This window comes from Shigella flexneri 2a str. 301, assembly GCF_000006925.2.
Taxonomy (GTDB): Bacteria; Pseudomonadota; Gammaproteobacteria; order Enterobacterales; family Enterobacteriaceae; genus ECMA0423.
The window spans coordinates 2,841,005-2,865,394 of record NC_004337.2 but is presented as its reverse complement, the minus strand read 5'-3'; the positions used below and the strand labels follow the sequence as shown (position 1 = coordinate 2,865,394).

Genomic DNA, 24,390 nt, shown 5'->3' with positions numbered 1-24,390 from the left:
CTTACTGATAGTGTTTTATGTTCAGATAATGCCCGATGACCTTGTCATGCAGCTCCACCGATTTTGAGAACGACAGTGACTTCCGTACCAGCCTTGCCAGATGTTGTCTCAGATTCAGATTATGTCGCTCAATGCGCTGAGTGTAACGCTTGCTGATAACGTGCAGCTTTCCCTTCAGGCGTGATTCATACAGCGGCCAGCCATCCGTCATCCATACCACGACCTCAAAGGCCGACAGCAGGCTCAGAAGACGCTCCAGTGTGGCCAGAGTGCGTTCCCCGAAGACGTGCGCCACAACCGTCCTCCGTATCCTGTCATACGCGTAAAACAGCCAGCGCTGACGTGATTTAGCACCGACGTAGCCCCAATGTTCGTCCATTTCAGCGCAGACAATCACATCACTGCCCGGTTGTATGCGCGAGGTTACCGACTGCGGCCTGAGTTTTTTAAGTGACGTAAAACCGTGTTGAGGCCAACGCCCATAATGCGTGCACTGGCGCGACATCCGACGCCATTCATGGCCATATCAATGATTTTCTGGTGCGTACCGGGCTGAGAGGCGGTGTAAGTGAACTGTAGTTGCCATGTTTTACGGCAATGAGAGCAGAGATAGCGCTGATGTCCGGCAGTGCTTTTGCCGTTACGCACCACGCCTTCAGTAGCGGAGCAGGAAGGACATCTGATGGAAATGGAAGCCACGCAAGCACCTTAAAATCACCATCATACACTAAATCAGTAAGTTGGCAGCATTACCCAACAAAGGAACATACGAAAGTGAACATTAGTATGAAATAGCGCATTATAAATTTCTCATTAAATCTGGATAAATAAATTGACGGCGGCATCGGTAATTTTAGATTCGTTATCATTAAAAACTAATACAGAAAAAATAAATATAATTTTGGTGAATGTTTTGACATGATTAAATCCATTTTCTTTATTTTCTTCTGACATAATACGTTACTCCCTTTAATTATTAACGATATGTTTCGTATTTTTCTTTAAATCTGCATGTAACAGAATGTTAATAAGACATGATTGTTGCGGCAGGATCTGCAATAATTAACAATTATCCACTTCACAGAGAATGCTATGCAGTACCCGATTAACGAGATGTTCCAGACCCTGCAAGGTGAGGGTTACTTTACCGGCGTTCCCGCCATTTTTATTCGTTTACAGGGATGCCCGGTTGGCTGTGCCTGGTGCGACACCAAACACACCTGGGAAAAGCTTGAGGATCGGGAAGTCTCCCTTTTCAGCATTCTGGCGAAGACCAAAGAGAGTGATAAGTGGGGGGCGGCGAGCAGTGAAGACTTGCTGGCTGTCATTGGTCGTCAGGGATATACCGCGCGGCATGTGGTGATTACGGGTGGTGAGCCTTGCATTCATGATTTGCTGCCACTGACTGACCTGCTCGAAAAGAACGGTTTTAGCTGCCAGATCGAAACCAGTGGAACTCATGAAGTACGCTGCACACCGAATACCTGGGTTACCGTATCGCCAAAGCTGAACATGCGCGGCGGCTATGAAGTGTTGTCACAGGCACTGGAGCGAGCCAACGAAATCAAGCATCCAGTGGGGCGCGTACGCGATATTGAAGCACTGGATGAACTACTGGCAACGCTGACCGATGATAAACCGCGAGTCATTGCACTGCAGCCGATTAGCCAAAAGGATGATGCCACACGATTGTGCATTGAAACCTGTATTGCGCGTAATTGGCGTTTGTCGATGCAAACACATAAATATTTAAATATTGCCTGATTACACATTTATAAGCGTTATAAGGTAATGACTCCAACTTACTGATAGTGTTTTATGTTCAGATAATGCCCGATGACCTTGTCATGCAGCTCCACCGATTTTGAGAACGACAGTGACTTCCGTCCCAGCCTTGCCAGATGTTGTCTCAGATTCAGATTATGTCGCTCAATGCGCTGAGTGTAACGCTTGCTGATAACGTGCAGCTTTCCCTTCAGGCGTGATTCATACAGCGGCCAGCCATCCGTCATCCATACCACGACCTCAAAGGCCGACAGCAGGCTCAGAAGACGCTCCAGTGTGGCCAGAGTGCGTTCCCCGAAGACGTGCGCCACAACCGTCCTCCGTATCCTGTCATACGCGTAAAACAGCCAGCGCTGACGTGATTTAGCACCGACGTAGCCCCAATGTTCGTCCATTTCAGCGCAGACAATCACATCACTGCCCGGTTGTATGCGCGAGGTTACCGACTGCGGCCTGAGTTTTTTAAGTGACGTAAAACCGTGTTGAGGCCAACGCCCATAATGCGTGCACTGGCGCGACATCCGACGCCATTCATGGCCATATCAATGATTTTCTGGTGCGTACCGGGCTGAGAGGCGGTGTAAGTGAACTGTAGTTGCCATGTTTTACGGCAATGAGAGCAGAGATAGCGCTGATGTCCGGCAGTGCTTTTGCCGTTACGCACCACGCCTTCAGTAGCGGAGCAGGAAGGACATCTGATGGAAATGGAAGCCACGCAAGCACCTTAAAATCACCATCATACACTAAATCAGTAAGTTGGCAGCATTACCACATTCGTCACATCATCATCGGCAACGAAGGTGCATTGTGCTATATCACTGAAGTAACAGTGAAAATCTTTAAATACACCCCGGAAAACAACCTCTTCTACGGCTATATCCTGGAAGACATGAAAACCGGCTTCAACATCCTGCGTGAAATCATGGTGGAAGGGTATCGTCCGTCGATCGCTCGTTTGTATGACGCTGAAGATGGCACCCAACACTTCACCCATTTTGCCGACGGAAAATGTGTGCTGATCTTTATGGCTGAAGGTAACCCTCGCATTGCGAAGGCGACGGGCGAAGGGATTGCGGAAATCGTTGCCCGCTACCCGCAGTGCCAGCGCGTGGACAGCAAACTGATTGAAACCTGGTTTAACAACCTGAACTGGGGACCGGATAAAGTGGCTGCCGAACGTGTGCAGATCCTCAAAACCGGCAACATGGGCTTTACCACCGAAGTGTCCGGCTGCTGGAGCTGCATCCACGAAATCTACGAAAGCGTTATTAACCGTATTCGTACTGAGTTCCCGCACGCCGACGACATCACCATGCTGGGCGGTCACTCCTCTCATAGCTATCAGAACGGCACCAACATGTACTTCGTCTATGACTACAACGTTGTTGACTGTAAGCCGGAAGAGGAAATCGACAAGTACCACAATCCGCTCAACAAAATCATCTGCGAAGAAACCATTCGCCTCGGCGGTTCGATGGTGCACCACCATGGCATTGGTAAACATCGCGTTCACTGGAGCAAGCTGGAACACGGCAGCGCGTGGGCGTTGCTGGAAGGGCTGAAAAAGCAGTTCGATCCTAACGGCATTATGAATACGGGTACTATCTATCCGATTGAAAAATAATGTATCAGGCAGCGTTCCGCGATGACGGGGCGTTGCCTTTTCGGCTTCTCAGGCGAGAAGCCGTTCTTATTACCGGACAATGAAGGGGTAAAGATGAACACTTCACCGGTGCGAATGGATGATTTACCGCTTAACCGTTTTCACTGTCGAATTGCTACGCTCACTTTCGGCGCACACCTGACCGACGGTTATGTTCTAGGCGTCATTGGTTACGCCATTATTCAACTTACGCCCGCCATGCAACTGACGCCGTTTATGGCGGGAATGATCGGCGGCTCGGCGCTCCTTGGTTTGTTTCTTGGCAGCCTGGTTCTTGGGTGGATCTCCGACCATATTGGTCGGCAAAAAATCTTCACCTTCAGCTTTTTGCTGATTACGCTCGCTTCGTTCTTGCAATTTTTTGCCACCACGCCAGAGCATCTTATTGGGCTGCGCATTTTGATCGGCATTGGTCTGGGAGGCGATTACTCAGTAGGTCACACCTTGCTGGCTGAATTTTCCCCGCGCCGCCATCGCGGTATTTTGCTGGGCGCATTCAGCGTGGTGTGGACCGTAGGCTATGTGTTGGCAAGTATTGCCGGACATCACTTTATTTCCGAAAACCCGGAGGCCTGGCGCTGGTTGCTGGCATCGGCAGCTCTGCCCGCGTTGTTGATTACGTTATTACGCTGGGGAACGCCAGAATCGCCACGTTGGCTACTGTGCCAGGGGCGTTTTGCAGAAGCTCACGCTATCGTGCATCGCTATTTTGGTCCCCATGTTTTACTGGGCGATGAAGTGGTAACGGCGACCCATAAACACATCAAAACCTTGTTCTCTTCGCGTTACTGGCGGCGCACGGCGTTTAACAGCGTCTTCTTTGTCTGCCTCGTAATCCCATGGTTTGTGATTTATACCTGGCTGCCAACTATCGCCCAGACTATTGGTCTGGAAGATGCGCTGACTGCCAGCCTGATGCTTAATGCGTTGTTAATTGTGGGCGCGCTGCTGGGATTAGTTCTGACGCACCTGCTGGCACATCGCAAATTTTTGCTGGGAAGTTTTTTGCTGCTGGCGGCAACGCTGGTAGTAATGGCCTGTTTGCCTTCCGGCAGTTCATTAACGCTGCTGCTTTTTGTTCTCTTCAGCACCACCATTTCGGCAGTCAGTAATCTGGTGGGCATTTTGCCTGCGGAAAGTTTTCCTACTGACATTCGCTCGCTGGGAGTCGGTTTTGCCACCGCCATGAGTCGACTTGGCGCGGCGGTAAGTACTGGCCTGCTGCCGTGGGTGCTGGCGCAGTGGGGAATGCAAGTCACCTTATTGCTCCTAGCGACAGTGTTGTTGGTTGGTTTTGTTGTGACCTGGCTATGGGCACCAGAAACTAAAGCCCTCCCGCTGGTGGCGGCGGGAAATGTAGGAGGTGCGAATGAACATTCTGTTAGCGTTTAAAGCCGAACCGGATGCCGGAATGCTGGCGGAAAAAGAGTGGCAGGCGGCGGCTCAGGGTAATAGCGGACCGGATGTTTCGCTACTGCGAAGTTTACTCGGTGCTGATGAACAGGCCGCTGCCGCGCTGCTGTTAGCGCAGAGAAAAAACGGTACGCCGATGTCTTTAACCGCGTTGAGCATGGGGGATGAACGGGCGTTGCACTGGCTGCGCTATCTCATGGCTCTTGGGTTTGAGGAAGCTGTATTGCTGGAGACGGCGGCAGATCTGCGCTTTGCGCCGGAATTTGTCGCTCGCCATATTGCCGAATGGCAGCGTCAGAATCCGCTGGATCTGATAATTACCGGCTGCCAAAGCAGCGAAGGGCAGAATGGGCAAACGCCATTTTTGCTGGCGGAAATGCTGGGCTGGCCCTGCTTCACCCAGGTGGAGCGTTTCACTCTCGACGCGCTGTTTATCACCCTCGAACAGCGTACTGAACATGGGTTGCGCTGTTGCCGGGTTCGCTTGCCTGCGGTGATTGCCGTGCGTCAGTGCGGTGAAGTGGCCTTGCCAGTACCGGGAATGCGCCAGCGAATGGCTGCGGGGAAAGCAGAAATTATCCGTAAAACTGTTGCTGCCGAAATGCCAGCGATGCAGTGTCTGCAACTGGCAAGAGCAGAGCAACGACGCGGAGCGACGCTGATTGATGGGCAAACGGTAGCAGAAAAAGCTCAAAAGCTATGGCAGGACTATTTACGCCAAAGGATGCAGCCATGAATATCGCAATTGTGACAATAAATCAGGAGAATGCCGCAATAGCGAGCTGGCTGGCGGCGCAGGATTTCAGCGGTTGTACGCTGGCGCACTGGCAAATAGAACCTCAGCCCGTAGTGGCGGAACAGGTGCTGGATGCGATGGTGGAACAGTGGCAGCGAACGCCTGCGGACGTTGTTCTCTTTCCGCCGGGAACGTTTGGCGATGAACTGTCGACCCGGCTGGCCTGGCGTTTACATGGTGCAAGCATCTGTCAGGTGACTTCGTTAGATATTCCAACCGTAAGCATGCGCAAATCCCACTGGGGAAATGCGTTAACGGCGACGCTGCAAACAGAAAAACGCCCGTTATGCCTTTCCCTGGCGCGTCAGGCGGGAGCAGCGAAAAACGCCACGTTGCCCTCTGGAATGCAGCAACTGAACATTGTCCCAGGTGCGCTTCCCGACTGGCTGGTTAGCACAGAGGATCTGAAAAATGTTAGCCGCGACCCATTAGCTGAGGCCAGACGGGTGCTGGTGGTGGGACAGGGCGGAGAGGCAGATAACCAGGAAATCGTTATGCTGGCAGAAAAGCTGGGAGCCGAAGTGGGCTACAGTCGGGCGCGAGTGATGAACGGTGGCGTTGATGCTGAAAAAGTGATTGGTATTTCCGGACATCTGCTGGCACCTGAGGTGTGCATTGTTGTTGGCGCTTCCGGCGCAGCAGCGTTAATGGCGGGCGTACGCAATAGCAAGTTTATGGTGGCGATTAATCATGACGCCAGCGCAGCGGTATTTTCACAGGCAGATATTGGCGTGGTTGATGACTGGAAAGTGGTGCTGGAGGCACTGGTGACAAACATTCACGCAGAATACCAATAACGTGCTGCCGGATGATCCTGCCTACGGTTCTGGACTGGGGACCTGTAGGCCTGATAAGACGCGTTAAGCGTCGCATCAGGCGCTGAATGTCGGATGTGGCGTGCGGCCAACAAATCAAAACAAATTCAATTGGTTACGATTATCCCGTCAAAGCAATTTTTTCGCTAACGTCCAGACTCCGGTATTCGTGGTGGAAAGCGCCACGACACCCGCGTTAATCGCATTACGCGCATCTTCTTCATCGCATACCAGCCCGCCAGCAATCAGCGGTTGGCGGATTTTTTCCGTCACCCAGCCCAGCACTTTGGGCATGCAGCCTGGCAGGATCTCAATACAATCCGGATTCGATTGCGCAACTTACTTATCAATGTTGTGAAACGAAATCGAATCAACAATAAACAGGTGATGAATACAGAAAAAAACTTCCGCTCTTGCCGCTTTTAGCATCGATGCTTTGGTGCTGATAATTCCATCCGCCTCGGTCACCAGTTTCAAAAACTGAATCACCACTTCTTTATTTGACGCGCCTTCCAGCAAATCAACATGAATAAAAGCATATTTCCCGGCGTTCTTAATCTTTTTAACGATATTACTGATGGTGCAGATATTGCCGTACAACACGGAAATAAACTGGCATTCAGAATCGATGGCCAGTTGCAGGCTGGCATTATCTTTAACGGCAGCAATCACCGGATTCTGGCGGAGCAGGTGTAAGAGGGGCATAAATTATCCTTATTATTTATCCAAAGCGGTAGGTGATGCCGAATCCGGAAGGCGGATAGCGCCACTGTTGTAGTGTGGATTCGTCGCACAGCAAACGGCAGGTGCCACACTCCAGGCAGCCGCGATAGTCAATACGTAAGTCACCTTCCTGTGTGAGAGAAAAAAGACCTACCGGACAGGCGTTAATCAACCGTTGTACCATCTGACGCTCAACGGAGTCAGCCGGAACAATGTGCGGCGCATCAGCAACGCGCCAGAGATTACGGGCTACAGACATCGCAGACTCCTGATAACATCGCCCGCCAGATGCCACAGGCCATGACGACGTAAATGATGCCAGAATAACTGGCGCAGCGGTGGAACAGGTTTATCACCCTGATCCCATAAATCGCGGGAAATATCCTGCATTAACGCAGGCCACGCCCGATACCTGCCAGGGCGTTGCAAAAGCGCCGGAACATGCTGATAACGTTGTAGAACATCCCATAGCAGGCTGCGCTCTACGTTGTGATGATAAAGCGCAAACAGATTTTGCGGCTCGCGGTGCTGGCAGGCGCTTATTAGCGTTTGTGCCGCCGCCTGTGCGCCAGTCAGCGCCATATCCATGCCGCGCACGGAAATTCCGGTATTGACGCAACTGCGCAACGCATCGCCCACCAGCAGCCAGCCGTTACCGGCGTATTGCACCGGCATACTGTGCAAGCCACCTTCTGGCACCAGATGCGCACCATACTCCAGTGATTCCGTGTTTTTGATAAGCGTGCGCACTGCCGGATGCGCTTTAAAGCGAGTCAGCAGCTCGCTTGCCGGAACACGACTTTGCGTAAGGGAAGAGAGCGGGCAAACAATCCCTAACGAGAGCGTTTGTTGATTAGTATAAAGAAATGCGCCGCCGGGTAAGTCATCACAGATTCCGCCGCTGAACAGCAACGCTGCGCCTTCGTTATTCTCCAGATGAAAACGTTCTTCAATAGCGGATGTTTCCAGCGACAGCACTTCTTTGATCCCCAACGCCATCGCTTCGCCAGCAGGACGAGTCACTAACCCGTGACGTTCAGCCAGGACGCTGTTGGCACCTTCTGCCAGCACCACATAACGGGCGCGGAGAATATCGTCACCACAAATAACGCCACAGACTCTGCCGTTTTCTTCATACAGTGCATCCACCGTCGCTCCGGGGATGCATTCGACACCTTCTTTTTCGGCTTCGGCAACCAGCCACGGATCGAACCGTGCACGTAATACACTCCAGGATTCACCGCCGGGCTGTAAGCTGGAAAACGTCGTTGCGCCATCCGGCGTTAACAGGGAAAGGCTTTCGTGAGTGATGCGTCGTTCAAGAGGCGCGGTCAGATGAAATTGCGGGAGGAGTTCCGCGAGTGCATGGGTATATAACCGCCTGCCGGAAAGATTTTTGCTGCCGGGGATTTCAGCGCGTTCGAGTAACAAAACGGATAAATCCGCTCGCGCGCAGCGTAACGCGCAAGCGGTGCCTGCAATACCGGCACCAATAATAATAATGTCGCAGTCGTCTTCCATGTCATGCCCCAGATATCCAGAACACAACACCCTAACATAGCGTTACTAAAGGGAAATTGACCGCCGACACACTCTTATCATTCGCCGCGATAGATACACCCTGCGGTGCAGGTTTCTTTTACCATCACCGCACTTAACAGCGGCACAACGGGTTTAACCTGATCCCAAATCCATTTTGCTAAAACTTCGCTGGTTGGATTTTCCAGACCTGGAATATCATTGAGATAATGGTGATCGAGGCGCTCATAAGTTGGCTTAAACGCCGCTTTCAGTTCAGCGAAATCGATAATCCAGCCCGTATGCGGATCGACTTCCCCGGTAATTTCCAGTCGCACCATAAAGGAATGCCCGTGCAGGCGACCACATTTATGCCCTTCCGGGACATGTGGTAAGCGGTGAGCGGCTTCGAAGGTGAAATCTTTAAATAACGTGGTGGACATCATAATTTCTCTACAGGACGATAAAACCGCCGTAGAGTACCGGAAAGGCTGTTTTTTCGCATTATCTAAAACGACTTTGTTGCGCAAAATCGCTGATTTATCTTAATGATTGGCTAAATTCATTTGTTTTTCATTAGGTTGGTTAATCTATTTTGTTGTTAAAGACTATTGCTAAAACAGGTTAGTCGATTTGGTTATTAGTTATCGCTATCCCGTCTTTAATCCACACCGTTCACCCCGTTAACCTTACCTTCTCTTCTGTTTTATGGGCGCTGACAGGGCGCAGAAACAGCTTTGCTTACTGGAACATAACGACGCATGACGACACAGGTCCCACCTTCCGCGTTGCTTCCGTTGAACCCGGAGCAACTGGCACGCCTTCAGGCGGCCACGACCGATTTAACGCCTACCCAGCTTGCCTGGGTTTCTGGCTATTTCTGGGGCGTGCTCAACCAGCAGCCTGTTGCGCTTGCAGTGACGCCAGCGCCCGCCGCAGAAATGCCGGGTATAACGATTATCTCTGCTTCGCAAACCGGCAATGCGCGCCGGGTTGCTGAAGCATTACGCGATGATTTATTAGCAGCAAAACTGAACGTTAAGCTGGTGAACGCGGGCGACTATAAATTCAAACAAATCGCCAGCGAAAAACTGCTCATCGTAGTGACGTCAACGCAAGGGGAAGGGGAACCGCCGGAAGAAGCCGTCGCGCTGCATAAGTTCCTGTTCTCCAAAAAAGCGCCAAAGCTGGAAAACACCGCGTTTGCCGTGTTTAGCCTCGGCGATAGCTCTTATGAATTTTTCTGCCAGTCCGGGAAAGATTTTGACAGCAAGCTGGCGGAACTGGGGGGTGAACGCCTGCTCGACCGTGTCGATTCTGATGTTGAATACCAGGCTGCTGCCAGCGAGTGGCGCGCCCGCGTGGTTGATGCGCTTAAATCGCGTGCGCCTGTCGCGGCACCTTCGCAATCCGTCGCTACTGGCGCGGTAAATGAAATCCACACCAGCCCGTACAGCAAAGACGCGCCGCTGGTGGCTAGCCTCTCTGTTAACCAGAAAATTACTGGGCGTAACTCTGAAAAAGACGTTCGCCATATCGAAATTGACTTAGGCGACTCGGGCCTGCGTTACCAGCCGGGTGACGCGCTGGGCGTCTGGTATCAGAACGATCCGGCACTGGTGAAAGAACTTGTCGAACTGCTGTGGCTGACAGGCGATGAACCTGTCACTGTCGAGGGCAAAACGTTGCCTCTGAACGAAGCGCTACAGTGGCACTTCGAACTGACCGTCAACACCGCCAACATTGTTGAGAATTACGCCACGCTTACCCGCAGTGAAACACTGCTGCCGCTGGTGGGCGATAAAGCGAAGTTACAGCATTACGCCGCGACGACGCTGATTGTTGACATGGTGCGTTTCTCCCCGGCACAGCTTGATGCCGAAGCGCTAATTAATCTGCTGCGCCCGCTGACCCCGCGTCTCTATTCCATTGCCTCCTCGCAGGCGGAAGTCGAGAACGAAGTACACGTCACCGTTGGTGTGGTGCGTTACGACGTGGAAGGCCGCGCCCGTGCCGGTGGTGCCTCCAGCTTCCTCGCTGACCGCGTGGAAGAAGAGGGCGAAGTCCGCGTATTTATCGAACATAACGATAACTTCCGCCTGCCCGCTAACCTGGAAACCCCGGTGATTATGATTGGCCCAGGCACCGGTATTGCGCCGTTCCGCGCCTTTATGCAGCAACGCGCCGCTGACGAAGCGCCAGGTAAAAACTGGCTGTTCTTTGGCAATCCGCATTTTACGGAAGACTTCCTGTATCAGGTGGAGTGGCAGCGCTACGTCAAAGAGGGTGTGCTGACGCGGATCGATCTCGCCTGGTCGCGCGACCAAAAAGAAAAAGTTTACGTACAAGATAAACTGCGCGAACAGGGCGCGGAGCTGTGGCGCTGGATCAATGACGGTGCCCACATTTATGTCTGCGGCGACGCTAATCGCATGGCGAAAGACGTTGAGCAGGCACTTCTGGAAGTGATTGCCGAATTTGGTGGCATGGACACCGAAGCGGCGGATGAATTTTTAAGTGAGCTGCGCGTAGAGCGCCGTTATCAGCGAGATGTCTACTAATGAGCGAAAAACATCCAGGGCCTTTAGTGGTCGAAGGAAAACTGACAGACGCCGAGCGCATGAAGCTTGAAAGCAACTACCTGCGCGGCACCATTGCGGAAGATTTAAACGACGGTCTGACCGGCGGCTTTAAGGGCGATAACTTCCTGCTGATCCGCTTCCACGGCATGTATCAGCAGGATGACCGCGACATCCGCGCCGAACGTGCTGAACAGAAGCTGGAGCCGCGCCACGCGATGCTGTTGCGCTGCCGTCTGCCGGGTGGAGTTATCACCACCAAACAGTGGCAGGCGATCGATAAATTTGCCGGTGAAAACACCATCTATGGCAGCATTCGCCTGACCAACCGCCAGACGTTTCAGTTCCACGGCATTCTGAAAAAGAACGTCAAACCGGTGCACCAGATGCTGCACTCGGTCGGTCTTGATGCGCTGGCGACTGCTAACGACATGAACCGTAACGTACTCTGCACCTCGAACCCTTACGAGTCGCAGCTGCACGCAGAAGCGTACGAGTGGGCGAAGAAGATTTCTGAACATCTGCTGCCGCGTACCCGCGCGTATGCGGAGATCTGGCTCGATCAGGAAAAAGTCGCCACCACCGATGAAGAACCGATCCTTGGTCAGACTTACCTGCCGCGTAAGTTCAAAACCACGGTAGTGATCCCGCCGCAGAACGATATTGATCTGCACGCCAACGACATGAACTTCGTGGCGATCGCGGAAAACGGCAAGCTGGTGGGCTTCAACCTGCTGGTGGGCGGTGGGCTTTCTATCGAACACGGTAACAAGAAAACCTACGCCCGCACGGCGAGTGAGTTTGGCTATCTGCCGCTAGAGCATACGCTAGCGGTGGCGGAAGCCGTCGTGACAACTCAGCGTGACTGGGGTAACCGAACCGATCGTAAAAATGCCAAAACCAAATACACACTGGAGCGCGTGGGGGTTGAGACGTTTAAAGCGGAAGTGGAGCGTCGCGCGGGGATCAAATTTGAACCGATCCGCCCGTATGAATTTACAGGACGCGGCGATCGTATTGGCTGGGTTAAGGGCATTGATGATAACTGGCACCTGACGCTGTTTATCGAAAATGGTCGCATCCTTGATTATCCGGGGCGTCCGCTGAAAACTGGCCTGCTGGAGATCGCGAAGATCCACAAAGGTGATTTCCGCATTACGGCGAACCAGAATCTGATCATCGCCGGTGTGCCGGAAAGCGAGAAAGCGAAGATCGAGAAAATTGCCAAAGAGAGCGGGTTAATGAATGCCGTCACGCCGCAGCGTGAAAACTCGATGGCCTGCGTGTCATTCCCGACTTGCCCGCTGGCGATGGCGGAAGCGGAGCGTTTCCTGCCGTCTTTTATCGACAACATCGATAATTTAATGGTGAAACATGGTGTCAGCGATGAGCATATCGTGATGCGTGTAACAGGCTGCCCGAACGGTTGTGGTCGCGCGATGCTGGCGGAAGTGGGCCTGGTGGGTAAAGCACCGGGTCGCTACAACCTGCATCTTGGCGGCAACCGCATTGGGACACGTATCCCACGGATGTATAAAGAAAACATCACCGAGCCGGAAATCCTGGCGTCGCTTGATGAACTGATAGGGCGCTGGGCGAAAGAGCGCGAAGCGGGTGAAGGCTTCGGCGACTTTACGGTGCGTGCGGGCATCATTCGCCCGGTGCTCGATCCGGCGCGCGATTTGTGGGATTAACCATCAGCCCGGTCTTGTAGGCCTGATAAGACGCGTGAGCGTCGCATCAGGCAAGGCAAACAGTGAGGAATCTATGTCCAAACTCGATCTAAACGCCCTGAACGAACTGCCGAAGGTAGATCGCATTCTGGCGCTGGCAGAAACTAACGCCGAACTGGAAAAACTGGACGCTGAAGGCCGCGTTGCCTGGGCGCTGGATAATCTGCCCGGTGAATATGTACTTTCTTCCAGCTTTGGCATTCAGGCGGCGGTGAGCCTGCATCTGGTGAATCAGATTCACCCGGATATTCCGGTGATCCTCACCGACACCGGCTATCTGTTCCCGGAAACCTACCGCTTTATTGACGAGTTAACGGACAAACTCAAGCTCAACCTGAAAGTGTACCGCGCTACCGAAAGCGCCGCCTGGCAGGAAGCACGCTACGGCAAACTGTGGGAACAGGGCGTTGAAGGCATTGAAAAGTACAATGACATCAACAAAGTCGAACCGATGAACCGGGCGCTGAAAGAACTGAATGCGCAAACGTGGTTTGCTGGCCTGCGGCGTGAACAATCCGGCAGCCGTGCCAATTTACCGGTGCTGGCAATTCAGCGTGGCGTATTTAAAGTGCTGCCGATTATCGACTGGGATAACCGAACTATTTATCAGTACCTGCAAAAACATGGCCTGAAATATCACCCATTATGGGACGAAGGATATTTATCGGTGGGCGATACCCATACAACCCGTAAATGGGAACCCGGCATGGCGGAAGAAGAAACGCGTTTCTTTGGCTTAAAAAGGGAATGTGGATTACACGAAGGGTAAATATTGCCGGATAAATTAAACGCCTCTGTCAGAAATGATGGGGGCGTTTTTATTTTGCGAGCAGCATTCCGGCATTTAAAGGTGAACATCGCAGGGAAAATTAACAGGTATAGAATGGCGTTGGGTGCTTGAGGCTGTCTGGCGTTAAGCATTCGCGAGGTTCCAGATGGACAAAAGCCCCAGGCGATATTTCTATCAACCTGAGGCTCGCGTTCGAACGTAGCAATTCGGATGTTAGTCTCTTCTTTGCAGGGAGGCAAGACATGCTGACAAAATATGCCCTTGTGGCAATCATCGTACTGTGTTGTACAGTACTGGGATTCACGTTGATGGTAGGTGACTCGTTATGTGAGTTGAGTATCAGAGAACGTGGTATGGAGTTTAAGGCAGTTCTCGCTTACGAATCGAAGAAGTAGCCACCACGCGGGGGTAAAACCCCGCGTACTGAATTGTGATGGTTTGGTCTCCTGCACCCTTTTTTTAAATTTATATTTTTTATGTGAATATATAGTCTCTATTTATTATTATGAATTTCAAATGAAAATCATTAATTTATTCATAATGTAAATGTTTTATTGGCTGATATATATCATAGATAGTTTTTAAAATATGCGTAAATATCCTTTAAGTTTACTGAAGGATAAAAATATTGTGACTTTCTTTGATTTCTGGGGAAAAAACCGACGTGGCGAGAAAGAGGGTATCGACGACTATCACCTTCTTTGCTGGCATTTGCTGGATGTGGCCGCAATGGGCTATTTAATGGTTAAAAGAAATTGCTTCGGGCTGGCTGATTATTTTCGTCAATTAGGGATTTCTGACAAGGAACAGGCAGCTCAATTTTTCGCCTGGTTGCTGTGCTGGCACGATATTGGAAAATTTGCCCGCTCTTTTCAACAACTTTACCTGCCCCCTGAATTCAAGATTCAGGAAGGTGCCAGAAAAAATTACGAAAAAATCTCTCATTCAACGCTGGGCTACTGGTTGTGGAATCATTATTTAAGTGAATGTCAGGAGTTACTTCCTTCATCTTCGCTCTCTCCGCGCAAACTTAGGCGAGTGATAGAAATGTGGATGCCCGTGACGACAGGGCATCATGGTCGGCCCCCTGATCGTATGGATGAATTGGATAATTTTCTGCCTGAAGACAAAGCTGCAGCACGAGATTTTCTCCTTGAAATCAAGCCACTGTTTCCGCGAATAGAGATCCCCACATTCTGGGATGATGACGAGGGCGTTGAACTTATAAAACAACTTTCCTGGTATATCTCTGCAACCGTCGTACTTGCAGACTGGACAGGGTCGTCAACGCGATTTTTTCCACGCGTCGCACAGGCAATGGATATTGAAGATTACTGGCAAAAGGCTTTAGTTCAGGCTCAAAACGCATTAACCGTCTTTCCGCCACAAGCAGAAACCGCGCCTTTCACCGGAATTAATACGCTGTTTCCTTTTATTGAGAATACGACACCGTTACAGCAAAAGGTGCTGGATCTGGATATCAATCAGCCAGGACCACAGTTGTTTATTCTGGAAGATGTGACCGGCGCAGGTAAAACAGAAGCGGCGCTTATCCTGGCGCACAGGTTGATGGCTGCGGGTAACGCTCAGGGGCTGTTTTTTGGCCTGCCAACAATGGCAACGGCCAATGCCATGTACGATCGACTGGTCAAAACCTGGCTTGCTTTCTATTCGCCAGAGGTGTTCCCCGCTCCAGCGGAGATAAACCGGCGCAATACGGTGCGGTTTTCCCGGAAGTAAACCGGACGCACTGGATGCGATGATGGGTATCACTTAGAATTCCCCGCCCCTGCGGTAGAACTCCCAGCTCCCATTTTCAAACCCATCAAGACGCCTTCGCCAGCTCCTTCACCAACGGTAGCATTATCCGCATAACGTCACGGCAGCGACGTTCTATTCTTCCAGGAAGTGCCTTATCAATATGTTGTTGATTATCCAGTCTTACGTCATGCCAGCTATTTCCCGCCGGGAAGGCAGGTGTTTTTGCGCGTTGCTGATAACCATCCTTATTTCCAAGATTCCAGTTAGTCGCTTCCACCGAAAGTACAGCAATGCCCGCTTTGTCGAATATTTCTGCGTCATTACAACACCCAGTGCCTTTCGGATAATTTTTATTCAAACCCGGATTGGTCGTTGCGGCTATTCCGTGACTGCGTGCAATTGCCAGCGCCCTGTCGCGCGTTAATTTCCTTACTGCTTCAGGGGTTTTTACACCGCTGTTGAAATACAATTTATCGCCAACAATTAAGTTATCGAGATTAATCACCAGCAGCGTATTTTTCTTTTCGGTGTCACTCATCCGCTTGAGTAAATTCTCAGCGCCTAATTTTCCTTCCTCTTCGCCGCTGGTCGCCACAAATCGAATACCATACTCGGTAGGCGTATTTTTCAGGCGTTCTGCCAGTTCCAGCATGACACCTAAACCTGCGGCGTTATCATCTATTCCTTGTAACGTCAGTCCGCCGAGATTGGCATCTGCGTCAGCATCGCTCAGCGGGGCGTAAGTATCCAGATGCGCCATAATGATGATCTGCTGCGGCGCTTTGCCTTCATGAGCGGCAATCACCGTACTTCCTGTCACGTTATGCCAGTTCTTGCGATTATCGCGGGCGGTATAAATATACCGACTATTAAATGTCCGAATATCACTGCGATAACCCATTTGCTGAAACTGTTGGCGAATATAATCGGCAGATAACATTTCTGCTGGAGTTCCGGTCATGCGTCCCGGAAAGAAAGTAGCAATATGTCGTGCCTGGGTATTAGCAAAATCGCCAGGTTTAGGTGACGAGGCGTGTACGGGGAGAATAAAGCATACGCCGAGCGCCAGGGCAGCGGTACGGTGGCGCAATGCGGAAAACATAGTGAGTCCTTAAATACCATGCAAATTTTTTTACCGCCATAGTATGAAACTGCCGCTGCGCTAAAACAATTTCAAATCTTCCTAAACGCCCGAAATCCGGTGCCTTAAGCACTTTTTGATATTAGCTTTGCCAAATCGTTATTCCGTTAAGGAACTACTCATTCTAATTGGTAATTTCATTCGTTCTCTTACGCTCCCTATAGTCGAAACATCTGATGGCAAGAAAATAGCGGTATTGCAAAGGAACGGTTATGGCTCAAAAACGACTTACTCACCTGCGGCAACTGGAGGCGGAAAGCATCCACATTATTCGCGAGGTGGCGGCAGAATTCTCAAATCCGGTGATGCTCTACTCTATCGGTAAAGATTCCAGCGTCATGCTGCATCTGGCGCGCAAGGCGTTTTATCCAGGTACGCTGCCTTTCCCGTTGCTGCATGTCGATACCGGCTGGAAATTCCGCGAGATGTATGAGTTCCGCGATCGTACGGCGAAAGCCTACGGCTGCGAGCTGCTGGTGCATAAAAACCCGGAAGGCGTGGCGATGGGGATTAATCCATTCGTGCACGGCAGCGCGAAACATACCGATATTATGAAAACTGAAGGCCTGAAACAGGCGCTGAACAAATACGGTTTTGATGCCGCCTTCGGTGGTGCGCGCCGTGACGAAGAGAAATCCCGCGCTAAAGAGCGAATCTACTCTTTCCGTGACCGCTTCCATCGCTGGGATCCGAAAAATCAGCGCCCGGAGCTGTGGCACAACTACAACGGGCAAATTAACAAAGGCGAAAGCATCCGCGTCTTCCCGCTCTCTAACTGGACCGAGCAGGATATCTGGCAATACATCTGGCTGGAAAATATCGACATTGTGCCGCTGTATCTCGCTGCGGAACGTCCGGTTCTGGAACGCGACGGTATGTTGATGATGATTGATGACAACCGTATCGACCTGCAACCGGGCGAAGTGATCAAAAAACGGATGGTGCGTTTCCGTACGCTGGGCTGCTGGCCGCTGACCGGTGCGGTGGAGTCAAATGCACAAACACTGCCGGAAATCATCGAAGAGATGCTGGTTTCCACCACCAGTGAACGTCAGGGTCGCGTGATTGACCGCGACCAGGCGGGATCCATGGAGCTGAAAAAACGTCAGGGGTATTTTTAAGATGAACACCGTACTTGCACAACAAATCGCCAATGAAGGCGGCGTCGAAGCCTGGATGATTGCGCAACAACATAAAAGCCTGCTGCGTTTTCTGACCTGTGGTAGCGTCGATGACGGCAAAAGTACCCTGATTGGTCGTCTGCTGCACGATACCCGCCAAATCTACGAAGATCAGCTCTCATCGCTGCATAACGACAGTAAGCGTCACGGCACCCAGGGCGAAAAGCTGGATCTGGCTCTGCTGGTGGACGGCCTGCAAGCTGAGCGCGAACAGGGCATCACTATTGATGTGGCCTACCGCTATTTCTCTACCGAGAAGCGTAAATTTATTATCGCCGACACCCCAGGGCACGAGCAGTACACTCGCAATATGGCGACTGGCGCATCGACATGTGAACTGGCGATCTTACTGATTGATGCCCGTAAAGGCGTGCTCGATCAAACCCGTCGTCACAGTTTTATCTCCACACTGTTGGGGATCAAACATCTGGTCGTGGCGATCAACAAAATGGATCTGGTGGATTACAGTGAAGAGACGTTCACCCGTATTCGTGAAGATTATCTGACCTTTGCCGGGCAGCTGCCGGGTAATCTGGATATCCGCTTTGTGCCGCTCTCCGCACTGGAAGGTGACAACGTGGCTTCGCAAAGTGAAAGTATGCCGTGGTACAGCGGTCTGACACTGCTCGAAGTGCTGGAAACCGTGGAGATCCAGCGAGTGGTGGATGCCCAGCCAATGCGCTTCCCGGTGCAGTACGTTAACCGCCCAAATCTCGATTTTCGTGGCTACGCCGGAATGCTGGCATCCGGTCGCGTGGAAGTCGGGCAACGTGTAAAAGTGCTGCCCTCTGGTGTGGAATCAAACGTCGCGCGGATCGTGACTTTTGATGGTGATCGCGAAGAAGTCTTTGCCGGAGAAGCGATCACCCTGGTGCTGACGGATGAGATCGATATCAGCCGTGGTGATCTGCTGCTGGCGGCAGACGAAGCGTTACCGGCGGTGCAGAGTGCGTCGGTGGATGTGGTATGGATGGCGGAACAGCCGCTTTCCCCGGGCCAGAGTTATGACATCAAAATTGCCGGTAAGAAGACGCGTGCTCGTGTTGATGGCATTCGTTATCAGGTTGATATTAATAACCTTACCCAACGCGAAGTTGAAAACCTGCCGCTGAACGGCATCGGCCTGGTGGATCTCACTTTTGACGAGCCACTGGTGTTAGATCGCTATCAGCAAAATCCGGTTACCGGTGGGCTGATTTTTATCGATCGCCTGAGCAATGTGACCGTGGGTGCCGGTATGGTGCACGAGCCAGTTAGCCAGGCAACAGCTGCGTCATCTGAATTCAGTGCATTCGAACTGGAATTGAATGCCCTGGTTCGTCGCCACTTTCCGCACTGGGGCGCGCGCGATTTGCTGGGGGATAAATAATGGCGCTGCATGACGAAAACGTCGTCTGGCATAGTCATCCGGTCACTGTGCAACAACGCGAACTACACCACGGTCATCGTGGTGTAGTGCTGTGGTTTACCGGCCTCTCCGGGTCCGGTAAATCAACGGTCGCCGGGGCGCTGGAGGAGGCGTTACATAAACTCAGCGTCAGTACGTATCTGCTGGATGGCGACAATGTTCGCCACGGATTATGCAGCGATCTCGGTTTTAGCGATGCCGATCGTAAAGAGAATATCCGTCGCGTCGGTGAAGTGGCGAATTTGATGGTTGAAGCCGGACTGGTGGTGCTGACCGCATTTATCTCGCCACACCGCGCCGAACGCCAGATGGTTCGCGAACGCGTAGGAGAAGGGCGCTTTATTGAAGTGTTTGTCGATACGCCGCTGGCGATTTGCGAAGCCCGCGATCCAAAAGGCTTATATAAGAAAGCGCGTGCCGGTGAACTGCGCAACTTTACGGGAATAGATTCCGTTTACGAAGCGCCTGAATCGGCAGAAATTCATCTCAATGGTGAACAATTAGTAACAAATTTGGTACAGCAATTATTAGATCTGTTGAGACAGAACGATATTATCAGATCCTGAGACACCACCGGGTTTCCATGCCCGGTTCGTCAAAGTAACAGGATCAAATATGCGTAATAGCCATAACATTACACTAACAAATAACGACAGCCTTACTGAGGATGAAGAAACTACATGGTCACTGCCTGGTGCCGTGGTCGGTTTTATCTCCTGGTTATTTGCGCTGGCGATGCCGATGTTGATTTATGGCTCTAACACGCTGTTCTTCTTTCTCTACACCTGGCCTTTCTTTCTGGCACTGATGCCTGTCGCGGTAGTGGTGGGGATTGCGCTGCATTCATTGATGGACGGAAAGCTACGCTACAGTATTGTTTTCACCCTGGTGACAGTAGGCATTATGTTTGGCGCACTGTTTATGTGGCTACTGGGCTAATTTGTACTTTCTTGTCTCCTCTGTTCATAATTCAAACCGTAACTAATAATGAGATTATGTTCTGCACGCCCTGGGTATACGTAACAATGGACAAATGTGGTACATTTGCCCGCGTTGTCGCGGTATCCCCAACAGAGGATGTAGAGTCGTCTTCGGATGCATGGGATGATGATGCAGTTTTTCAGGGGGCAGGATGGGTAAACTAACGCTGCTGTTGCTGGCTATTCTGGTCTGGCTACAGTATTCGCTGTGGTTCGGTAAGAACGGTATACATGACTATACCCGCGTCAATGATGATGTGGCGGCACTGCAAGCTACAAACGCGAAACTTAAAGCGCGAAACGATCAACTTTTTGCCGAAATTGACGATCTCAATGGCGGCCAGGAGGCGCTCGAAGAGCGTGCGCGTAATGAACTCAGCATGACCAGGCCGGGCGAAACTTTTTATCGTCTGGTGCCTGACGCGTCGAAGCGCGCACAGTCTGCGGGGCAAAACAATCGATAAATCAGCCCGGGAATTAACATGGCAACCACTCATTTGGATGTTTGCGCCGTGGTTCCGGCGGCCGGATTTGGCCGTCGAATGCAAACGGAATGTCCTAAGCAATATCTCTCAATCGGTAATCAAACCATTCTTGAACACTCGGTGCATGCGCTGCTGGCGCATCCCCGGGTGACACGTGTCGTCATTGCCATAAGTCCTGGCGATAGCCGTTTTGCACAACTTCCTCTGGCGAATCATCCGCAAATCACCGTTGTAGATGGCGGTGATGAGCGTGCCGATTCCGTGCTGGCAGGTCTGAAAGCCGCTGGCGATGTGCAGTGGGTATTGGTGCATGACGCCGCTCGTCCTTGTTTGCATCAGGATGACCTTGCGCGATTGTTGGCGTTGAGCGAAACCAGCCGCACGGGAGGGATCCTCGCCGCACCAGTGCGCGATACTATGAAACGTGCCGAACCGGGCAAAAATGCCATTGCTCATACCGTTGATCGCAACGGCTTATGGCACGCGCTGACGCCGCAATTTTTCCCTCGTGAGCTGTTACATGACTGTCTGACGCGCGCTCTAAATGAAGGCGCTACCATTACCGACGAAGCCTCGGCGCTGGAATATTGCGGATTTCATCCGCAGTTGGTCGAAGGCCGCGCGGATAACATTAAAGTCACGCGCCCGGAAGATTTGGCACTGGCCGAGTTTTACCTCACCCGAACCATCCATCAGGAGAATACATAATGCGAATTGGACACGGTTTTGACGTACACGCCTTTGGCGGTGAAGGCCCAATTATCATTGGTGGCGTACGCATTCCTTACGAAAAAGGATTGCTGGCGCATTCTGATGGCGACGTGGCGCTTCATGCGTTGACCGATGCATTGCTTGGCGCGGCGGCGCTGGGGGATATCGGCAAACTGTTCCCGGATACCGATCCGGCATTTAAAGGTGCCGACAGCCGCGAGCTGCTACGCGAAGCCTGGCGTCGTATTCAGGCGAAGGGTTATACCCTTGGCAACGTCGATGTCACTATCATCGCTCAGGCACCGAAGATGTTGCCGCACATTCCACAAATGCGCGTGTTTATTGCCGAAGATCTCGGCTGCCATATGGATGATGTTAACGTGAAAGCCACTACTACGGAAAAACTTGGATTTACCGGACGTGGGGAAGGGATTGCCTGTGAAGCGGTGGCGCTACTCATTAAGGCAACAAAATGATTGAGTTTGATAATCTCACTTACCTCCACGGTAAACCGCAAGGCACCGGGCTGCTGAAAGCCAATCCGGAAGACTTTGTGGTGGTGGAAGATTTGGGCTTTGAGCCTGATGGTGAAGGTGAGCATATTCTGGTTAGAATCCTCAAAAACGGCTGCAATACCCGTTTTGTGGCGGATGCACTGGCGAAATTCCTGAAAATTCATTCCCGTGAAGTCAGCTTCGCTGGGCAAAAAGACAAACATGCTGTAACGGAACAGTGGTTATGTGCTCGCGTGCCGGGCAAGGAAATGCCCGATCTGAGCGCCTTTCAACTGGAAGGCTGCCAGGTGCTGGAGTATGCGCGGCACAAGCGCAAGCTGCGTTTAGGGGCGCTGAAAGGTAACGCCTTTACCCTGGTTCTGCGCGAAGTGAGCAATCGCGATGACGTTGAACAACGTCTGATCGATATTTGCGTAAAAGGTGTACCGAACTACTTCGGTGCCCAACGTTTTGGGATTGGCGGTAGCAACTTGCAGGGCGCGCTGCGCTGGGCGCAAACCAATACTCCGGTGCGCGATCGCAATAAACGGAGTTTTTGGTTGTCGGCAGCCCGCAGTGCGTTGTTTAATCAGATTGTTGCTGAGCGCCTCAAAAAAGCAGACGTTAATCAAGTTGTTGACGGCGATGCGCTACAATTAGCCGGACGTGGTAGCTGGTTTGTAGCAACCACCGAAGAACTGGCGGAATTACAGCGTCGCGTCAACGATAAAGAGCTGATGATAACCGCCGCATTGCCGGGCAGTGGCGAATGGGGAACTCAGCGTGAAGCGCTGGCATTCGAACAAGCAGCTGTCGCCGCAGAAACTGAATTACAAGCTTTACTGGTGCGCGAAAAAGTTGAAGCCGCGCGCAGAGCGATGCTGCTGTATCCGCAACAATTAAGCTGGAACTGGTGGGATGACGTCACCGTAGAGATCCGTTTCTGGCTTCCGGCGGGTAGTTTTGCAACCAGCGTTGTCAGGGAACTTATCAACACAACAGGTGATTATGCGCATATTGCTGAGTAATTATGACGGGGTACATGCACCCGGTATACAAACGCTGGCGAAAGCCTTGCGTGAGTTTGCTGACGTTCAGGTGGTCGCCCCCGATCGTAACCGCAGCGGCGCTTCAAATTCTCTGACACTGGAATCCTCCCTGCGCACGTTTACCTTTGAAAATGGTGATATTGCTGTGCAAATGGGAACCCCGACCGATTGTGTCTATCTTGGCGTGAATGCTCTGATGCGTCCGCGCCCGGACATTGTTGTGTCCGGAATTAACGCCGGGCCGAATCTGGGGGATGATGTTATTTATTCCGGTACGGTAGCCGCCGCGATGGAAGGCCGTCATTTAGGTTTTCCGGCGCTGGCCGTCTCGCTTGACGGGCATAAACATTACGACACTGCCGCGGCGGTAACCTGTTCAATTTTGCGCGCACTGTGTAAAGAGCCGCTGCGCACCGGACGTATTCTTAATATTAACGTTCAGGATTTACCCTTGGATCAAATCAAAGGTATTCGCGTGACGCGCTGCGGTACACGACATCCGGCAGATCAGGTGATCCCGCAGCAAGATCCGCGCGGCAATACGCTGTACTGGATTGGCCCGCCGGGCGGTAAATGTGATGCCGGTCCGGGGACCGATTTTGCTGCGGTAGATGAGGGCTATGTCTCCATCACGCCGCTGCATGTGGATTTAACTGCGCATAGCGCGCAAGATGTGGTTTCAGACTGGTTAAACAGCGTGGGAGTTGGCACGCAATGGTAAGCAGACGCGTACAAGCACTTCTGGATCAATTACGTGCGCAAGGTATTCAGGATGAGCAGGTGCTGAATGCACTTGCCGCCGTGCCGCGTGAAAAATTCGTTGATGAAGCGTTTGAACAAAAAGCCTGGGACAATATCGCCTTGCCGATAGGTCAGGGGCAGACAATTTCGCAGCCGTATATGGTGGCGCGAATGACCGAATTACTCGAGCTGACGCCGCAGTCGCGGGTGCTGGAAACTGGCACTGGTTCGGGATATCAAACGGCAATCCTGGCGCATCTTGTCCAGCATGTTTGCTCGGTTGAACGGATTAAAGGCTTGCAGTGGCAGGCACGTCGCCGCCTGAAAAATCTTGATTTACATAATGTTTCAACCCGTCATGGTGATGGATGGCAAGGTTGGCAGGCACGTGCGCCGTTTGACGCTATCATTGTTACGGCGGCACCGCCGGAAATTCCAACTGCGCTAATGACGCAGCTGGACGAAGGCGGGATTCTCGTCTTACCCGTAGGGGAGGAGCACCAGTATTTGAAACGGGTGCGTCGTCGGGGAGGCGAATTTATTATCGATACCGTGGAGGCCGTGCGCTTTGTCCCTTTAGTGAAGGGTGAGCTGGCTTAAAACGTGAGGAAATACCTGGATTTT

The 24,390-nt window shown here is 51.8% G+C and carries 26 protein-coding genes, 1 pseudogene and 3 other annotated features (1 of these 30 running past the window's edge); of the genes and pseudogenes, 19 read left to right on the top strand and 8 right to left on the bottom strand.

The annotated features are described in order from the left end of the window. Nucleotides 1-754, bottom strand: a mobile genetic element; it reaches 14 nt to the left of the window's first position. Both insB (SF2792) and insA read right to left on the bottom strand, forming a co-directional pair. After that, the gene (gene insB / locus SF2792) at nucleotides 2-397 is read right to left on the bottom strand and encodes an insertion element IS1 protein InsB (RefSeq protein NP_708573.1); all 396 of its coding nucleotides are present in this window, start codon (nucleotides 395-397) and stop codon (nucleotides 2-4) included. Its footprint overlaps the feature before it by 396 nt. After that, on the bottom strand, nucleotides 424-699 hold the full coding sequence (gene insA, locus SF2791) for an insertion element IS1 protein InsA (protein NP_708572.1): 276 nt from the start codon (nucleotides 697-699) through the stop codon (nucleotides 424-426). Its footprint lies within the feature at nucleotides 1-754. Before the next feature lie 338 nt (nucleotides 755-1,092). On the opposite strand from insA, the gene ygcF reads away from it, so the two are divergent. Then, complete coding sequence (ygcF, locus tag SF2790) at nucleotides 1,093-1,764, top strand: 7-carboxy-7-deazaguanine synthase QueE (RefSeq protein ID NP_708571.1); 672 nt, start codon at nucleotides 1,093-1,095, stop codon at nucleotides 1,762-1,764. Nucleotides 1,765-1,787: 23 nt separating this feature from the next. Then, nucleotides 1,788-2,555: a mobile genetic element, on the bottom strand. Here the strand turns inward: ygcF and insB (SF2789) are convergent. Next, nucleotides 1,803-2,306 carry an insertion element IS1 protein InsB gene (gene insB / locus SF2789; protein NP_708570.1) on the bottom strand — a complete coding sequence of 168 codons (504 nt, stop codon included), beginning with the start codon at nucleotides 2,304-2,306 and terminating at the stop codon, nucleotides 1,803-1,805. Its footprint overlaps the feature before it by 504 nt. An 875-nt stretch (nucleotides 2,556-3,430) precedes the next feature. Between insB (SF2789) and ygcS the strand changes: the two genes are divergently transcribed. Genes ygcS through ygcQ form a run of 3 tightly spaced genes read left to right on the top strand, consistent with a single transcriptional unit; the run spans nucleotide 3,431 to nucleotide 6,454 of the window. Continuing rightward, nucleotides 3,431-4,840 carry a transporter gene (ygcS, locus tag SF2787; RefSeq protein ID NP_708568.1) on the top strand — a complete coding sequence of 470 codons (1,410 nt, stop codon included), beginning with the start codon at nucleotides 3,431-3,433 and terminating at the stop codon, nucleotides 4,838-4,840. Next, complete coding sequence (ygcR, locus tag SF2786; protein NP_708567.2) at nucleotides 4,818-5,597, top strand: transporter; 780 nt, start codon at nucleotides 4,818-4,820, stop codon at nucleotides 5,595-5,597. Before ygcS ends, ygcR begins: the two co-directional genes overlap by 23 nt. Beyond that, the gene (gene ygcQ, locus SF2785; protein NP_708566.1) at nucleotides 5,561-6,454 is read left to right on the top strand and encodes a flavoprotein; all 894 of its coding nucleotides are present in this window, start codon (nucleotides 5,561-5,563) and stop codon (nucleotides 6,452-6,454) included. Before ygcR ends, ygcQ begins: the two co-directional genes overlap by 37 nt. 147 nt (nucleotides 6,455-6,601) lie before the next feature. Further along, nucleotides 6,602-7,177: a sequence feature (Similar to Escherichia coli K12 anti-terminator regulatory protein gi: 1789127 (192 aa). BLAST with identity of 96% in 192 aa. This CDS ontains frameshift. The sequence has been checked and is believed to be correct.), on the bottom strand. On the opposite strand, the pseudogene ygcP reads toward ygcQ, so the two are convergent. The 4 genes and pseudogenes from ygcP to ygcM form a co-directional block, all read right to left on the bottom strand. Beyond that, nucleotides 6,602-7,177: pseudogene (ygcP, locus tag SF2784) on the bottom strand. Its footprint overlaps the feature before it by 576 nt. Before the next feature lie 16 nt (nucleotides 7,178-7,193). Next, nucleotides 7,194-7,490 (bottom strand): hypothetical protein, encoded by a 297-nt coding sequence (gene ygcO, locus SF2783; RefSeq protein NP_708565.2) that lies wholly within the window; start codon nucleotides 7,488-7,490, stop codon nucleotides 7,194-7,196. Beyond that, on the bottom strand, nucleotides 7,445-8,746 hold the full coding sequence (gene ygcN / locus SF2782; RefSeq protein ID NP_708564.1) for a hypothetical protein: 1,302 nt from the start codon (nucleotides 8,744-8,746) through the stop codon (nucleotides 7,445-7,447). Before ygcN ends, ygcO begins: the two co-directional genes overlap by 46 nt. 47 nt (nucleotides 8,747-8,793) lie before the next feature. Then, nucleotides 8,794-9,156 carry a 6-carboxytetrahydropterin synthase QueD gene (gene ygcM / locus SF2781; protein NP_708563.2) on the bottom strand — a complete coding sequence of 121 codons (363 nt, stop codon included), beginning with the start codon at nucleotides 9,154-9,156 and terminating at the stop codon, nucleotides 8,794-8,796. 318 nt (nucleotides 9,157-9,474) lie between these two features. Between ygcM and cysJ the strand changes: the two genes are divergently transcribed. The 5 genes from cysJ to SF2777 all read left to right on the top strand — a co-directional run bounded on the left by cysJ (nucleotide 9,475) and on the right by SF2777 (nucleotide 15,555). Beyond that, a complete protein-coding gene (gene cysJ / locus SF2780; protein NP_708562.1) occupies nucleotides 9,475-11,274 on the top strand; it encodes a sulfite reductase subunit alpha in 1,800 nt (599 codons plus the stop codon). Next, the gene (gene cysI, locus SF2779; RefSeq protein ID NP_708561.1) at nucleotides 11,274-12,986 is read left to right on the top strand and encodes a sulfite reductase subunit beta; all 1,713 of its coding nucleotides are present in this window, start codon (nucleotides 11,274-11,276) and stop codon (nucleotides 12,984-12,986) included. The genes cysJ and cysI overlap by 1 nt, the downstream gene beginning before the upstream one ends. A 73-nt stretch (nucleotides 12,987-13,059) precedes the next feature. After that, nucleotides 13,060-13,794, top strand: a complete 735-nt coding sequence (cysH, locus tag SF2778; protein ID NP_708560.2) for a phosphoadenosine phosphosulfate reductase — start codon at nucleotides 13,060-13,062, stop codon at nucleotides 13,792-13,794. Between the two features lie 263 nt (nucleotides 13,795-14,057). Then, nucleotides 14,058-14,210, top strand: coding sequence for a hypothetical protein (locus tag SF2777a; protein YP_008439275.1), 153 nt, complete (start codon nucleotides 14,058-14,060; stop codon nucleotides 14,208-14,210). A gap of 334 nt (nucleotides 14,211-14,544) precedes the next feature. Next, nucleotides 14,545-15,555, top strand: a complete 1,011-nt coding sequence (locus SF2777; RefSeq protein NP_708559.1) for a hypothetical protein — start codon at nucleotides 14,545-14,547, stop codon at nucleotides 15,553-15,555. Between the two features lie 85 nt (nucleotides 15,556-15,640). On the opposite strand, the gene iap is transcribed toward SF2777, so the two are convergent. Then, entirely contained in the window at nucleotides 15,641-16,678 is a 1,038-nt protein-coding gene (gene iap, locus SF2776; protein NP_708558.1) for an alkaline phosphatase, read from the bottom strand. 251 nt (nucleotides 16,679-16,929) lie between these two features. Between iap and cysD the strand changes: the two genes are divergently transcribed. The 10 genes from cysD to pcm all read left to right on the top strand — a co-directional run bounded on the left by cysD (nucleotide 16,930) and on the right by pcm (nucleotide 24,366). After that, nucleotides 16,930-17,838, top strand: coding sequence for a sulfate adenylyltransferase (gene cysD, locus SF2775; protein ID NP_708557.1), 909 nt, complete (start codon nucleotides 16,930-16,932; stop codon nucleotides 17,836-17,838). A 1-nt stretch (nucleotide 17,839) separates the two neighbouring features. After that, nucleotides 17,840-19,267, top strand: a complete 1,428-nt coding sequence (gene cysN, locus SF2774; protein NP_708556.1) for a sulfate adenylyltransferase — start codon at nucleotides 17,840-17,842, stop codon at nucleotides 19,265-19,267. Further along, a complete protein-coding gene (cysC, locus tag SF2773) occupies nucleotides 19,267-19,872 on the top strand; it encodes an adenylyl-sulfate kinase (RefSeq protein NP_708555.1) in 606 nt (201 codons plus the stop codon). The genes cysN and cysC overlap by 1 nt, the downstream gene beginning before the upstream one ends. A 49-nt stretch (nucleotides 19,873-19,921) precedes the next feature. Continuing rightward, nucleotides 19,922-20,245, top strand: coding sequence for a hypothetical protein (gene ygbE, locus SF2772; protein ID NP_708554.1), 324 nt, complete (start codon nucleotides 19,922-19,924; stop codon nucleotides 20,243-20,245). 193 nt (nucleotides 20,246-20,438) lie between these two features. Continuing rightward, entirely contained in the window at nucleotides 20,439-20,750 is a 312-nt protein-coding gene (gene ftsB, locus SF2771; protein ID NP_708553.1) for a cell division protein FtsB, read from the top strand. Between the two features lie 18 nt (nucleotides 20,751-20,768). Next, nucleotides 20,769-21,479 carry a 2-C-methyl-D-erythritol 4-phosphate cytidylyltransferase gene (gene ispD, locus SF2770; RefSeq protein NP_708552.1) on the top strand — a complete coding sequence of 237 codons (711 nt, stop codon included), beginning with the start codon at nucleotides 20,769-20,771 and terminating at the stop codon, nucleotides 21,477-21,479. After that, complete coding sequence (ispF, locus tag SF2769; protein NP_708551.1) at nucleotides 21,479-21,958, top strand: 2-C-methyl-D-erythritol 2,4-cyclodiphosphate synthase; 480 nt, start codon at nucleotides 21,479-21,481, stop codon at nucleotides 21,956-21,958. Before ispD ends, ispF begins: the two co-directional genes overlap by 1 nt. Continuing rightward, nucleotides 21,955-23,004 carry a tRNA pseudouridine synthase D gene (gene truD / locus SF2768; RefSeq protein NP_708550.1) on the top strand — a complete coding sequence of 350 codons (1,050 nt, stop codon included), beginning with the start codon at nucleotides 21,955-21,957 and terminating at the stop codon, nucleotides 23,002-23,004. The genes ispF and truD overlap by 4 nt, the downstream gene beginning before the upstream one ends. Next, on the top strand, nucleotides 22,985-23,746 hold the full coding sequence (surE, locus tag SF2767) for a 5'/3'-nucleotidase SurE (RefSeq protein ID NP_708549.2): 762 nt from the start codon (nucleotides 22,985-22,987) through the stop codon (nucleotides 23,744-23,746). The genes truD and surE overlap by 20 nt, the downstream gene beginning before the upstream one ends. Continuing rightward, nucleotides 23,740-24,366: a protein-L-isoaspartate O-methyltransferase gene (gene pcm / locus SF2766; RefSeq protein NP_708548.1), complete on the top strand. Its 627-nt coding sequence runs from the start codon at nucleotides 23,740-23,742 to the stop codon at nucleotides 24,364-24,366. Before surE ends, pcm begins: the two co-directional genes overlap by 7 nt. The last annotated feature ends 24 nt before the right edge of the window (nucleotides 24,367-24,390 follow it).

Bases quoted from the DNA above. Each gene is read 5' to 3' on its own strand.
- cysI (NP_708561.1), top strand. From the start codon at position 11,274: ATGAGCGAAAAACATCCAGGGCCTTTAGTGGTCGAAGGAAAACTGACA.
- ygcM (NP_708563.2), bottom strand. From the start codon at position 9,156: ATGTCCACCACGTTATTTAAAGATTTCACCTTCGAAGCCGCTCACCGC.
- insB (NP_708570.1), bottom strand. From the start codon at position 2,306: ATGTCGCGCCAGTGCACGCATTATGGGCGTTGGCCTCAACACGGTTTT.
- iap (NP_708558.1), bottom strand. From the start codon at position 16,678: ATGTTTTCCGCATTGCGCCACCGTACCGCTGCCCTGGCGCTCGGCGTA.
- ispF (NP_708551.1), top strand. From the start codon at position 21,479: ATGCGAATTGGACACGGTTTTGACGTACACGCCTTTGGCGGTGAAGGC.
- ygbE (NP_708554.1), top strand. From the start codon at position 19,922: ATGCGTAATAGCCATAACATTACACTAACAAATAACGACAGCCTTACT.
- ygcF (NP_708571.1), top strand. From the start codon at position 1,093: ATGCAGTACCCGATTAACGAGATGTTCCAGACCCTGCAAGGTGAGGGT.
- ispD (NP_708552.1), top strand. From the start codon at position 20,769: ATGGCAACCACTCATTTGGATGTTTGCGCCGTGGTTCCGGCGGCCGGA.
- ygcQ (NP_708566.1), top strand. From the start codon at position 5,561: ATGGCAGGACTATTTACGCCAAAGGATGCAGCCATGAATATCGCAATT.
- cysH (NP_708560.2), top strand. From the start codon at position 13,060: ATGTCCAAACTCGATCTAAACGCCCTGAACGAACTGCCGAAGGTAGAT.
- pcm (NP_708548.1), top strand. From the start codon at position 23,740: ATGGTAAGCAGACGCGTACAAGCACTTCTGGATCAATTACGTGCGCAA.
- SF2777 (NP_708559.1), top strand. From the start codon at position 14,545: ATGGGCTATTTAATGGTTAAAAGAAATTGCTTCGGGCTGGCTGATTAT.
- ftsB (NP_708553.1), top strand. From the start codon at position 20,439: ATGGGTAAACTAACGCTGCTGTTGCTGGCTATTCTGGTCTGGCTACAG.
- SF2777a (YP_008439275.1), top strand. From the start codon at position 14,058: ATGCTGACAAAATATGCCCTTGTGGCAATCATCGTACTGTGTTGTACA.
- ygcR (NP_708567.2), top strand. From the start codon at position 4,818: ATGAACATTCTGTTAGCGTTTAAAGCCGAACCGGATGCCGGAATGCTG.
- cysD (NP_708557.1), top strand. From the start codon at position 16,930: ATGGCTCAAAAACGACTTACTCACCTGCGGCAACTGGAGGCGGAAAGC.
- ygcS (NP_708568.1), top strand. From the start codon at position 3,431: ATGACGGGGCGTTGCCTTTTCGGCTTCTCAGGCGAGAAGCCGTTCTTA.
- surE (NP_708549.2), top strand. From the start codon at position 22,985: ATGCGCATATTGCTGAGTAATTATGACGGGGTACATGCACCCGGTATA.
- truD (NP_708550.1), top strand. From the start codon at position 21,955: ATGATTGAGTTTGATAATCTCACTTACCTCCACGGTAAACCGCAAGGC.
- cysC (NP_708555.1), top strand. From the start codon at position 19,267: ATGGCGCTGCATGACGAAAACGTCGTCTGGCATAGTCATCCGGTCACT.
- cysJ (NP_708562.1), top strand. From the start codon at position 9,475: ATGACGACACAGGTCCCACCTTCCGCGTTGCTTCCGTTGAACCCGGAG.
- cysN (NP_708556.1), top strand. From the start codon at position 17,840: ATGAACACCGTACTTGCACAACAAATCGCCAATGAAGGCGGCGTCGAA.